Source organism: Streptomyces sp. CB01881, assembly GCF_002953255.1.
In the GTDB taxonomy this organism is placed as follows: Bacteria; Actinomycetota; Actinomycetes; order Streptomycetales; family Streptomycetaceae; genus Kitasatospora.
The window spans coordinates 4599834-4611017 of the sequence record NZ_CP026498.1 but is presented as its reverse complement, the minus strand read 5'-3'; the positions used below and the strand labels follow the sequence as shown (position 1 = coordinate 4611017).

General features: G+C 73.9%; 10 protein-coding genes and 2 pseudogenes. 4 read left to right on the top strand and 8 right to left on the bottom strand.

Going from position 1 to position 11184, the window contains the following annotated elements:
• Positions 1 to 221: pseudogene (locus C2142_RS10045) on the bottom strand (transposase); the annotation flags it as partial.
• 233 nt (positions 222 to 454) lie between these two features.
• Here C2142_RS10045 and C2142_RS10040 point away from each other — a divergent pair.
• Positions 455 to 778 (top strand): annotated as a pseudogene (locus C2142_RS10040) (transglycosylase family protein); the annotation flags it as partial.
• 144 nt (positions 779 to 922) lie between these two features.
• Here C2142_RS10040 and C2142_RS10035 read toward each other — a convergent pair.
• The 4 genes from C2142_RS10035 to C2142_RS10020 all read right to left on the bottom strand — a co-directional run bounded on the left by C2142_RS10035 (position 923) and on the right by C2142_RS10020 (position 4787).
• Entirely contained in the window at positions 923 to 2272 is a 1350-nt protein-coding gene (locus C2142_RS10035; protein WP_148642074.1) for a sigma-70 family RNA polymerase sigma factor, read from the bottom strand.
• The gene (locus C2142_RS10030; RefSeq protein ID WP_148642073.1) at positions 2245 to 2664 is read right to left on the bottom strand and encodes a YciI family protein; all 420 of its coding nucleotides are present in this window, start codon (positions 2662 to 2664) and stop codon (positions 2245 to 2247) included. The genes C2142_RS10035 and C2142_RS10030 overlap by 28 nt, the downstream gene beginning before the upstream one ends.
• 320 nt (positions 2665 to 2984) lie before the next feature.
• Positions 2985 to 4103, bottom strand: a complete 1119-nt coding sequence (locus C2142_RS10025; protein WP_153882766.1) for a chemotaxis protein — start codon at positions 4101 to 4103, stop codon at positions 2985 to 2987.
• A 219-nt stretch (positions 4104 to 4322) separates the two neighbouring features.
• Positions 4323 to 4787, bottom strand: coding sequence for a phage tail protein (locus C2142_RS10020; RefSeq protein WP_148642072.1), 465 nt, complete (start codon positions 4785 to 4787; stop codon positions 4323 to 4325).
• A 289-nt stretch (positions 4788 to 5076) separates the two neighbouring features.
• Between C2142_RS10020 and C2142_RS10015 the strand changes: the two genes are divergently transcribed.
• The 3 genes from C2142_RS10015 to gap all read left to right on the top strand — a co-directional run bounded on the left by C2142_RS10015 (position 5077) and on the right by gap (position 7887).
• Positions 5077 to 5520: an SRPBCC family protein gene (locus C2142_RS10015; RefSeq protein ID WP_148642071.1), complete on the top strand. Its 444-nt coding sequence runs from the start codon at positions 5077 to 5079 to the stop codon at positions 5518 to 5520.
• A gap of 181 nt (positions 5521 to 5701) precedes the next feature.
• The gene (locus C2142_RS10010; protein ID WP_148642070.1) at positions 5702 to 6658 is read left to right on the top strand and encodes a DJ-1/PfpI family protein; all 957 of its coding nucleotides are present in this window, start codon (positions 5702 to 5704) and stop codon (positions 6656 to 6658) included.
• Positions 6659 to 6888: 230 nt separating this feature from the next.
• Complete coding sequence (gene gap / locus C2142_RS10005) at positions 6889 to 7887, top strand: type I glyceraldehyde-3-phosphate dehydrogenase (RefSeq protein WP_148642069.1); 999 nt, start codon at positions 6889 to 6891, stop codon at positions 7885 to 7887.
• A gap of 118 nt (positions 7888 to 8005) precedes the next feature.
• Here the strand turns inward: gap and C2142_RS10000 are convergent, their stop codons facing one another.
• The 3 genes from C2142_RS10000 to C2142_RS09990 form a co-directional block, all read right to left on the bottom strand.
• On the bottom strand, positions 8006 to 8380 hold the full coding sequence (locus C2142_RS10000) for an antibiotic biosynthesis monooxygenase (RefSeq protein WP_148642068.1): 375 nt from the start codon (positions 8378 to 8380) through the stop codon (positions 8006 to 8008).
• Positions 8381 to 8440: 60 nt separating this feature from the next.
• On the bottom strand, positions 8441 to 9475 hold the full coding sequence (locus C2142_RS09995) for a LysR family transcriptional regulator (RefSeq protein ID WP_148642067.1): 1035 nt from the start codon (positions 9473 to 9475) through the stop codon (positions 8441 to 8443).
• Positions 9476 to 9698: 223 nt separating this feature from the next.
• The gene (locus C2142_RS09990; protein WP_148642066.1) at positions 9699 to 10724 is read right to left on the bottom strand and encodes an ROK family protein; all 1026 of its coding nucleotides are present in this window, start codon (positions 10722 to 10724) and stop codon (positions 9699 to 9701) included.
• Between the last annotated feature and the right edge of the window lie 460 nt (positions 10725 to 11184).

Below are 11184 nucleotides of genomic sequence, written 5' to 3'. Positions count from 1 at the left end.
CAGAGCATGACGAGGGCGATGACGGCCTCGGCACTGCGAAAGCCGAACCCTCGTCGGATGATCAGGCGTGTCTTGGTGTTGGTGGACTCGATCAGCCCGTTACTCAACGCCTCGACGATTGCGTGCAGGATGGCGTCGCGGTGGCGTCGGACCTTGCGGGCGAGGTCGACGAAGGCGGGGATGCGGCAGCGTCCGGCCCAGGACAGCCGGCGGTCCAGCGCGGCGACGGCAGCGTGGACGCCCACCCCCGTAACTTCGAACCCGTTGCACCGAGCACACCGCTCCCCGGCACCACCGCCCACCCGCAGACGGTGCCCCACCCCGCGAGCCCCCCGAAACCACCGCCCCCAGGGCCTGGTTCCGCACGCCCGCACACCCCCAAAGGAAACCCATGACCTTCCGTCACGAGACCACCACCGCCACCACCGCCACCAAGCGCCGCAACCGCGTCCGGATGGCACTCATGGCCGGGGCCCTCACCGCCCTGCCGGTGGCCGGCCTCGTCACGGCCAACGCCGCCTCCGCCGCCCCCGCCACCGTCTGGGACAAGGTCGCCCAGTGCGAGGCCACCGGCAACTGGGCCATCAACTCCGGCAACGGCTTCTACGGCGGCCTCCAGTTCACCTCCAGCACCTGGGCCGCCTTCGGCGGCACCGCCTACGCCCCCCAGGCCCACCAGGCCACCAAGGCCCAGCAGATCACCATCGGCGAGAAGGTCCTCGCCGCCCAGGGCCCCGGCGCCTGGCCCGTCTGCTCCGTCAAGGCCGGCCTCACCAAGTAACACCCCCCCCGGCACCCCCACCACCCGGTGCCACCACGACAACGCCGCTGCACCCCACCGACCCACCACGGGCCGGTCCGGTACAGCGGCGTCGTGGCATTTCCCGACCCGGGCAGGAAGCAGGCAGGAAGCAGGCCGGCGTCAGCCCAGCGCAGCCGCCTTGCGCAGCAGTACGGACCGCTCGCGGGTGTTGCGGCAGAGGCGGGCCGCGAGCTCCAGCTCGGCCCGCGCCTCGGCGGTGCGGCCGAGCCTGGTGAGAAGCTCGCCGCGCACGGTCGGGAGCAGGTGCGAGCCGGACAGCCGGCCGGAGGCGGCCAAGCCGTCGACGATCGGCAGCGCCTCCTGCGGCCCCGTCGCCATCGCGACGGCCACCGCGCGGTTGAGCTCGACGACCGGGGAGGGCGCGACCCGGCCGAGCGCCTCGTAGAGGAGCACGATCCGCCCCCAGTCCGTCTCCGGCACCGACGGGGCCTTGGCATGGCAGGCGGCGATCGCCGCCTGGAGGCCGTAGGGCCCCAGGCCGCGGCCCGCGGCGGTGGCCCGGTCGACCGCGGCCAGGCCACGGCGGACAGCCGAGCGGTCCCACAGCCGGCGGTCCTGCTCCTCCAGCAGGATCGCCTCGCCGTCGCGGCCGGTGCGCGCGGGGAAGCGTGCGGCGGTGAGCTCGAACAGTGCCAGCAGCCCGAACACCTCCGGCTCGTCGGGCAGCAGCGCGGCCAGCGTCCGGGCCAGCCGGATCGCCTCGTAGGCGAGGTCGGGGCGCAGCAGCCGGTCGCCGGCCGTCGCCGTCGAGCCCTCGGTGAAGATCACGTACAGCACGGTCAGGACGCCGCCGAGCCGCTCGCGCCGCTCCGCCACCGGCGGGAGTTCGAAGGGGACCCCGGCTGCGGCGATGGTCTTCTTCGCCCGGGTGATCCGCGCCTGGACGGTCGGCACGGGCACCAGGAACGAACGCGCGATCTCCTCGCTGGACAGGCCTGCCACCACGCGCAGGGTCAGCGCAGTCCGGGCCTCGGGCGAGAGCACGGGATGACAGGCGACGAACATCAGCGCGAGGACGTCGTCGTCGATCCGGTCCGGGTCCCACGGCGGATCGTCCGGCCGGTCCGCGGTGGGCTCCGCGCCGGAGGTCGCTCCGCCCTCGACGAGCCGGCCCGCGAGTGCGGCGTACCGCTCGCCGAGGGCGGAGCGGCGGCGGTAGTGGTCGATGGCCCGCCGTCGTGCGGTGGCCAGCAGCCAGCCCACCGGGTTGGCCGGCTCGCCGTCGCGCGACCACGCGACGAGGGCCTGCGCCAGGGCCTCCTGCGCGACGTCCTCGGCGAGGTCGAGGTCCCCGGTGTAGCGGGTCAGCGCACCGACGATCCGTGCGGACTCGATCCGCCACAGGGCCTCGACGGCCCGCCGGGCCGGTACTGCGCCCGGCGGGTCGTCGGTGCCCGGCGGGCCGTCGGTGCCCGCGGGTGTCAGAGCTGGCCGGTCCGCTCGCGCCATGCCCGTTCCTTGATGATCCATTCGTTGTCCTGCGGGAACTCGTCGATCCCCGGCACCCGTCGGATCTCGACCTTCGTCCCCGGGAAGGCCGGGAGGCGCCTGGCCCATTCGACCGCCTCCTCCTTCGACGCCACGTCCAGGATGTAGAAGCCACCGAAGAGCTCCTTTGTCTCACCGTACGGGCCGTCGGTGACAACCGGCGTCTGCCCGCTGAGGTCGACCACGACGCCGTTCGACGCGTCGTCCAGGCCTTCGGCCGCGACCAGCACACCCGCCCGGATCAACTCGTCGTTGTAGCGGCCCATCGTTTCGAGGATCTCCTCGAAGGGCGTCTCCACCATCTTCGCGACCGACTCGTCGCTGCCTCTCATGATCAGCATGTACTTCGCCACGGCTGCTCTCCTTCGTCCGGGGGCCGCTTTTCCCGACCCTCTCTATCCCAGGTCGAACGGGACGGCCGCGGATCGACACGACGGGGACGAAACCTTCCGGGGAATCGGCAACCCGGTCCGGGCACGCCGTACGGGGGCCGCGGGTGCGGCTCCGCCGTGCCGCCCCTGTGACTGCCTGGGGGTGACCGCTCCGGGGTGACCGCTCCGGGGTGGGGCCGGCCTGACGGGCCGGTCCGCGGCCCGCACCGGCGGGCACGGGCGGGTGCCCCGGCTCGCGCGGCGGCCGCACCCGGCCGCACCCGGCCGGCCCCGGCCCGACCTCAGTAGCGCAGCACCGCCGCGATGGACTGACGGCCGCTCAGTGTGCCGTCCGGCACGAAGGTGACGGTGCCGCCGGTCTCCAGGGTGCGTTCGGCGATCTCGTCGACGACGTCCTCACGGATCTCGCCGGTTCCGGTGGGCTGTGCACCGGCGGGGGCCGGGGCCAGGTGGCCGTCGGTGACCTCGACGGTGGCCCGGTAGTACTCCTCCACCACCAGTTCGCCCACCCGGCCGTCGGTGACGGCCTGCCAGATCTCGTCCAGCCCGGCGGCCAACGTCTTGAGGCCGGCCGCCTGGTCGAGACGGGCCAGCGCCCCCTCCCGTTCGGCACGCGCCTGCTCCTGGCGCACCGGTGCCAGAGCCGGCGCCAGCGCGGTGGCCGGGCCGTCGCCCAGCCCGCCCTTCTCCAGCCGGGCGACGATCATCGCCCGGTGCGCGGTGACCGACTCGAAGAGGCTCACCGCCTCCGGCACGCCCACCAGGTAGCAGGGCCGCGGCGCTTCCCTGAGCAGCGCGCCGAGGGCGGCGTCCACCTCGCGGTAGAAGATCCGGGTGTTCTCGTGGCTGTACACGCTCGGCGTGTCGCCGATCTGCTCCTCCCGCTGCGGGTCGAACTTCTCGGGGTTGGCCGGCCGCTGCGGGAACCCGTCCGTCGACTCCTCCAGGTCCGGCCCGGCCCCGCTCCACAGCCGCACCTGCTCCGCCCCCAGGGTGAGCACCCAGTACGGCGCGTACGCGGCGCGGGCGGCCACCAGGTTGCGGGTCAGGAAGGTGTCGGACACCACCACCCGGGCCGGGACGGTCCGCGGCAGCTTCCACACCTGGTGCTCCCCGGGCGCGGCGAACAGCAGCAGCCCGTCCTGGGCGGCGTGCCGCAGCTCCACCTCGCCGGCGGCCCGCTGAAGCTGTTCCAGCACGTCCAGCCGCTCCGCGCGGCCCAGCGTGTCGTCCCCCTCGATCCGGCGGCGCGCCTCGGCCAGCAGGTTCTTCAGCTGCAGGCTGTCCTGCTCGGTCCCGGTGGCCGGGCGGTGAGTGGGCATCGCGACGGTGACCGCCGGCCGGGGCCGGGGCGAGGCGAGCGCGGCAAGGGTCGCAGGAGTGAGATCGGTGATGTCCACGGACGGCCTTCCGTTTCGGGGGACGGGACAGTACCTTCCCCACCCTCACGGTGACGGCGCGTTCCTGCACCCGGAACGTGCACGAGGAGTCACTGCGCCGCGGTCGCGTTCCCACGCGGTGGTGGCCGCGGGCGGTGGTGAGGCGTCGGCCCCGCACGACCGTCGCCACCCGCGCCGCGGACCGCGTGTCCGTACCCGACCGGCCTTCCGGCTTCGGGCTCAGTACTCGTTCTTGATGACGAAGAACGATCCACGGACGGTGCCGGCGAGCTTCGACTTCTGCCTTGCGAACTTGAACCGCGAGGCGAGCTCCTCCGGGACTTCCATCCCTTCCGAGAGTTTGAACCCGACGGCTCGCTTCTTGGGGTCGTCGAGGGTGTACATCACGTTGACCGACAGGCCGCTCTCGTAGAAGACGTAGGCCATTCGGATGTTCTCGACCTGGAAGGCCGTGGCTTCGAGAGGCCGGGACGAGATGACGATCTCGCGTTCCTCCCTGAGGATCCGGTGCACCCAGTCGACGGCCTCGGTGGCGTCGCCCGCAGGCTCCACCGTGAAGACGTGGTCGTACTTGTTCTTGAAGTAGCGGGCCTCGTTCGCCCGCAGACCTGCGAGCGCGGCCGCGACGGGAGACGACTCCAGGCCGGTGGTCGATACGGTGCCGAAATCCACGGTGTAGGTCATGGCGGATTCCTTCTCGTCGATGCGGATGGATGACGGGGCCCGTGGCACCGGACGCCGGGCTCCGGACGTCGGATGCGTGGTCCCGGGGTCACATGGGGAGCGGTGTGAGGCGGCTGCCCGGCATGGCGGGGAGCCGCGCGGTGATCCTATGCGGCGTCGGCGGCGGTGACGGGTCATCGGGCGGGCGGCGTTGAAGTTCCCGTCTTTTGCAGGGACCCGCCTGCGCGGATCGGGCCGCAGACGGCGAACGCATCGGTGAACGCATTCGAGCGGAGCCCTAGGGTGAGGTATGGCCCGCTTCGTCCTGACCCGTGTCTCGCCCCTGCCGCCCGACGTCTGCTGGGAGCGGCTGACCGACTGGCCGCGGCACGGCGACCGGGTGCCGTTCACCCGGGTCTCGGCCGGGCCGAGGGGTGGCCGGCGGGTGGGCGACACGATCGTGGCCCGGACCGCCGTCGGGCCGTTCCGGTTGTTCGACGATCCGATGGAGATCGTCGAGATCGCCGGGCCCGCTCCCGGGCGCGACGGGGTGTGCCGGCTGGAGAAGCGGGGGCGGCCGGTCCGCGGCGGGGCCGAGCTCCGGGTGCGGGCGGTGGGCGCGCGGGGTGGGCGGAGCGAGGTGACCTGGGCGGAGGAGGTCGTGATCGCGGGGCTTCCGGGCGTACTCGATCCGGCGGTGGCCCGGGCCGGACAGCTCGTCTTCGGCCGGGTCCTGGACCGGCTGCTGGGCTGAGCGGTGGCGCCGCCGCCGTGCGGAGCGGTCCGCGTCCCCCGGCGACGCACACCGTCCGGAGCGGTCCGCGCTCCCCCGGCGACGCACACCGTGGTGCGGGTGGCAGGATGCTTGCGATGGGTGGCATCCAGGTCACGGGTACGACGAGGGACCCGTCCGGCCGGAGGGAAGGAAGGGTCCGATGGCTCGCAGGAAGCACCGTGTCGCCGTACTCGTGCTGGAGGGGGCGAAGCCGCTCGACGTGGGCATTCCCGCGCAGGTGTTCTCCAGCCGGCCGAGCATGCCGTACGAGGTCCGGGTGTGCGGCGCGGCGCCCGGTCTGGTGGCCGGCGGGGACGGGCTCGCGTACCACGTGGCCGACGGGCTCGACGCCCTGGAGCACGCGGACACCGTCTTCGTGCCCGGGTACCGGGATCCGGCGACCACCGAACCGCCGGCCGAGGTGGTCGCGGCGCTGGTGGCCGCCCACGACCGGGGGGCACGGCTGGCGGCGATCTCGACGGGGGCGTTCGCGCTGGCGGCGACGGGGCTGCTCGACGGGAAGAAGGCGACGACCCACTGGCACTACACGAAGGCCCTGGCCGAGCAGCACCCGCTGGTGTCGGTCGACGAGAACGTGCTGTTCGTGGACGAGGGCGACGTGCTGACGTCGGCGGGCGCGGCCTCCGGGATCGACCTGTGCCTGCACCTGCTCCGGCGTGACCACGGGGTCGGGCTCTCCAACCACGTGGCACGCCGGCTGGTGGCCGCGCCGTACCGCAGCGGGGGGCAGGCGCAGTACGTGCCCCGGAGCGTGCCGGAGCCGCTCGGCGACCTGTTCGCGAGCACCCGCGAGTGGGCCCTGGAGCATCTCGCCGAGCCGCTGACGCTGGAGACGCTCGCCGGCATCGCGCGGGTGTCGGCGCGCACGTTCTCGCGGCGGTTCGTGGAGGACACCGGCTACACGCCGATGCAGTGGGTCCTGCGGGCCCGGGTGGACCTGGCGCGGGAACTGCTCGAACGCACCGATCTGGGGGTGGAGCAGATCGCCGACCGGGTGGGGCTCGGCACGGGGGCGAACCTGCGGCTGCACTTCCACCGGATTCTTGGCACCTCGCCGACGGAGTACCGCCACACCTTCGCCGCCCCGGCGCCCTGAAACGGCCCCGGCCCCCGACCCCGGACCGGCCCTGCACCGGTCCCGGAGCGGCCCCGGAGCGGTCCGGCGAGGGCGGGCGGGCACCTGCAGCCGGGGACGCTGGCGAGATCCTTGCGATCGGTGGCGACAAGTGTGGCGGGATACTTGCGCACCCTGTCGATCCAGCCCCTGTCCGGGTGACACCAGAACGCCGAGCATTGAGGGCGAAACGAACGGAAGGGAAGACCTCAATGACCCGCATCGCCATCAACGGTTTCGGTCGTATCGGACGCAACAGCCTGCGCGCCCTGCTTGAGCGCGGCAGCGACCTCGAAGTGGTCGCCATCAACGACCTCACTGCGCCCGAATCCCTTGCCCACCTGCTCAAGTTCGACAGCTCGCTCGGGCGTTTCAGGCGGTCGGTCACGGTCGACGGGACCGATCTGGTCATCGACGGCCGCCGCATCAAGGTGCTCGCCGAGCGTGAGCCCGCCAATCTGCCGTGGGCCGAGCTGGGCGTCGAGCTCGTGCTGGAGGCCACCGGCCGTTTCACCTCCGCCGAGGCCGCCCGTGCGCACATCGAGGCCGGCGCCAAGCGCGTCCTGGTGAGCGCCCCGTCCGACGGCGCCGACGTCACGCTCGCCTACGGCGTGAACACCGACGACTACGACCCGGCCAAGCACGTCATCGTCTCGAACGCCTCCTGCACCACCAACGCGCTGGCCCCGCTGGCGTCGGTGCTGGACGAGCTGGCCGGCATCGAGCACGGCTTCATGACCACCGTGCACGCCTACACCCAGGAGCAGAACCTCCAGGACGGCCCGCACCGCGACCTGCGCCGTGCCCGCGCCGCGGGCGTGAACATCGTGCCGACCACCACCGGCGCCGCCAAGGCCATCGGCCTGGTCCTCCCGAACCTCGACGGCAAGCTGGCCGGCGACTCCATCCGCGTGCCGGTCCCGGTCGGCTCGATCGTCGAGCTGAACACCACGGTGTCCCGCGAGGTCACCCGCGAGGAGATCCTCGCCGCCTACCGCGAGGCCGCCGACGGCCGGCTGAAGGGCGTCCTCGACTACGCGGACGAGCCGCTGGTCTCCGGCGACATCACCGGCGAGCCCGCGTCCTCGATCTTCGACGCCGCCCTGACCCGCGTGCACGGCAAGCACGTCAAGGTCGTCGCCTGGTACGACAACGAGTGGGGCTTCTCCAACCGCGTCATCGACACCCTCGAACTCCTCGCGCAGAGCTGAGCCGGCCGGGAGCACCGCCCGTGACAGGGCGGGGCCCCACCGTCGGGAGTGCCCTCGGGGGCGGCCGTCACGGCCGCCCCCGAAGACGTTCCGGCCGGGCCCGCCGGCCGCGGGCCGGTCAGCCGGCGGCGGCGGGGGGCACGTCGAACGCGCGAACGGTCCGGACCCGGTCGACCCGGACGGCGGCCGGCGCCGCCAGCAGGCCGGGCAGCACGGCGAGGAACTCCGCGGTGTGCGGTTCGGCGAGGTGCGCATCGAGCGCCGCCTCGTCCCGGTACTCCTCGCGCAGCACGACGGTGCTGACGGTGCCGGTAATGCCGGTGGCCCCGGCAGTGCCGATGACCCCCATGGCCCCGGCCAGCCGCTCGAAGGACAGGACGCCCGGCTCCTGCAGGCTGCGCTCGCGGAGCCGGTCGAAGGCCTCGGCGAGCGCCGCCTCCCGGCCGGACCGGAGCGGGATCTGAGCGGTGAGCAGCACGGTGTGCGGTTCCATCGGACTCTCTCCAAGGGTGAGAACGGATGGACCGAGCCTCGCCCGGGCCGTGCGTGTTGATCAAGAGCCTTCCGCTGCAGGACCGTTCAGCGGGGGTGAATGATCGCCCGCGGCGGTGGCGAGTACCGGGTCGGCCGGTACGGCGGCGGCAAGGACCGGGTGGGCAGGCACCGGGTCGGCGAGCCCGGGGTCGGCGGCTGCCGGGTCGGCGAGTACCGCGCCGTCCGTTCCGCCGGGCCTGACGACAGCGGTCAGGAACGGCGGCAGGCCCCGTACCGGGACCGCCCGCAGCCCGGGGTGCGGCAGCTGGTCGAGCAGTTGCGGGAACGTCAGGTGCAGGGCGTGTCCGGCGGCCGTGCCGGCCAGCAGGTCCTCGACCGATGCCGCCCCGCTCCGGCGGCCGATCGCCCGGCCCGCAGGGGTGAGGGCCGGGGTCCAGGCCCGCCGGAACCACTCGGGCAGACCGGCAGGCGCCTCCCAGAGGACCAGGCCGGACAGGTCCTCGGCCTCCAGGTGCGCCGCGCCGGCGAGCGGGTGGTCCGCGGGAACCAGCAGGACCGGGGCGTCACGGGCCAGGACGGCTCCGGCCCGTAGGTCCGGTTCGTGCCAGGTGAGGAGTTCCGGACCGCCCGGCGGGAGCCTGGTGACGACCGCGTCGGCGCGCCCGTCGCGCAGGCTCGCGAACACGTTGGCGACCGGGCAGGCCTCCACCGAGATCCGGCACCCGGGCCGACGCTGCCTGACGTGGTCGAGCCAGGCGTTGACGAGGGAGTAGGACACGGTCGCGGCGTAGCGGACGGCGAGTCGTCCGGGGATCCCCCGGGCGAGGGCCGCCGCCTGCTGGAGGCCGGCGTCCAGGGCCCGGTAGGCCGCGGTCCAGTCCGCGGCGAGCTGTTCCCCGGCCGGGGTGAGGGCGACCTTGCGGCTGGTCCGCTGGACGAGTCGTCCGCCGACGCGGCGTTCGAGCGCCTGGATCAGCTGGGTGACCCGGGCCCGGGAGATGCCGAGTCGCTCGGCGGCCCGTCCGAAGTGCAGCTCGTCGCCGAGTACCAGAAAGCACTCCACCTCGCGCAGTTCCAGTCCGTGCAGCATCATGCCCCTCCCCCCTTTCCCGGTCGCACCGTCCGCGCGGCCGCATCGTGCATTCTCCGCCCGGCAGCGCGAACGGGGCGGCCGGGGCGACCGGGGCGACCGGGGCGACCGGGGCGACCGGGGCGACCGGGGCGACCGGGGCGACCGGCAACTCTCCCCCGACAGCACTCCGCCCGGCCCGCCGCCGTGGGCAGCGGGCCGGGCGTCGCCGCGTCGCCGCGTCGGCTCAGCGGGCGACCGCCGTGGGCCGGCCGGCTGCGGCGGGCCCGTCCGGGCCGGGGGACAGCGCGAGGGCGGCGGCACCGACCAGGCCCGCGTCGGTGCCGAGGAGGGCCGGGATGACGGTCACGCGGGCGGCGAACGGCAGGGGGGCATAGCCGGCGAGGTGGCGGCGGAGCGGGTCGAGGAAGAGCGGGCCGGACCTGGCCACGCCCCCGCCGATGACGGCGGCCTCGATCTCGACCAGGGTGGCCGTGGCGGCGATGCCCGCGGCGAGGGCCCGGGCGGCCAGGTCGTAGGCGCGCAGGGCGAGCGGGTCGCCCGCCAGCGCGGCGGCCGCGACGCCGGCGGCGGACGCGTCGGCGTCGGGGCCGGCCGGACGCCAACCGGACTCGTGCGCGGTGCGTGCGATGGCGGTGCCGCTGGCGAGGCCTTCGACGCACCCGCGGGAGCCGCAGGAGCAGGGCCGGCCGTCGAGGTCGACGGTGATGTGGCCGAGGTGGCCGGCGTTGCCGGTGGGGCCGGGCCGGACTGCGCCGTCCAGGACGAGGCCGGCGCCGACGCCGGTCGAGACGACGACGCACAGGGCGTTGCGGTAGCCGCGGGCGGCTCCGCACCAGTGCTCGGCGGCGGCCATCGCGACCGCGTCGCCGCCCAGGGTGACGGGGAGGCCGGCGACCGCGGGGTGGGCGGCGACCCGGTCACGCAGCGGGAAGTCGCGCCAGCCGGGGATGTTGACCGGGCTGACCGTGCCCCGGGCGATGTCGACCGGGCCGGCGCTGCCGATGCCCAGGGCCCGGGCCTGCGGCCAGAGCGGGTGCCGGGCGAGCCGGTCGAGGACGCCGTGCACGGCGTCGAGGACGGCTCCGGCGCCGTCCCGGGCCGGGGTGGGCAGCTGGACCTGGTGGAGGAGCGCGCCGTCCGGGCCCACCAGGCCGCCGGCGATCTTCGTCCCGCCGATGTCGAGCGCCGCGAGGACGCTGCGCGGGGCGAGGCTCTGGTCGTGGGCGACAGCAGCCCGGTCATGACTCATTGTGACGATCTCCGGCGTTGGGTGCGGACGGCCGCTCCGCCTCCATGGCGTGGCGCGGGCGGTCGTTGGGGTGATTCTCGCGGCCGATGGCAACGTTGTCCAGGAGCGGCCCATGACCTCCGGGCAACGAGACGGATTCGTCATTAAGTTAGGCAAAGGTTTAGTAAATTGAGCCGGTTCGATTGACAGAACCACTGGATATCGATGTTGACCGGTCTATGGACCTGGCCGGGATGTGACGTCTACCTCAAGCAGCCAACGGCCCGGGAGCGCCGAAACGGCCCCCGTCGGCCCTGGTTCCGTCGTCGATGACGACCCCCGCGAAGGATGGGCGAAGATGCGAAGAGGATGGGTGGCCGTCGCGGCCGCGAGCATGGTGGTTCTCACTGCCTGTAGCAGCGGCGGTGGCGGTTCGTCGCCCGCCGCCGCAACGGCCACCGGTCCGGCGAGCGACGAACCG

Excerpts from the sequence above, each read along its gene's own strand:
- C2142_RS10035 (WP_148642074.1), bottom strand. The coding sequence starts at position 2,272 with ATGGCGCGAGCGGACCGGCCAGCTCTGACACCCGCGGGCACCGACGGC.
- C2142_RS10020 (WP_148642072.1), bottom strand. The coding sequence starts at position 4,787 with ATGACCTACACCGTGGATTTCGGCACCGTATCGACCACCGGCCTGGAG.
- C2142_RS10015 (WP_148642071.1), top strand. The coding sequence starts at position 5,077 with ATGGCCCGCTTCGTCCTGACCCGTGTCTCGCCCCTGCCGCCCGACGTC.
- C2142_RS10010 (WP_148642070.1), top strand. The coding sequence starts at position 5,702 with ATGGCTCGCAGGAAGCACCGTGTCGCCGTACTCGTGCTGGAGGGGGCG.
- gap (WP_148642069.1), top strand. The coding sequence starts at position 6,889 with ATGACCCGCATCGCCATCAACGGTTTCGGTCGTATCGGACGCAACAGC.
- C2142_RS10000 (WP_148642068.1), bottom strand. The coding sequence starts at position 8,380 with ATGGAACCGCACACCGTGCTGCTCACCGCTCAGATCCCGCTCCGGTCC.
- C2142_RS09995 (WP_148642067.1), bottom strand. The coding sequence starts at position 9,475 with ATGATGCTGCACGGACTGGAACTGCGCGAGGTGGAGTGCTTTCTGGTA.
- C2142_RS09990 (WP_148642066.1), bottom strand. The coding sequence starts at position 10,724 with ATGAGTCATGACCGGGCTGCTGTCGCCCACGACCAGAGCCTCGCCCCG.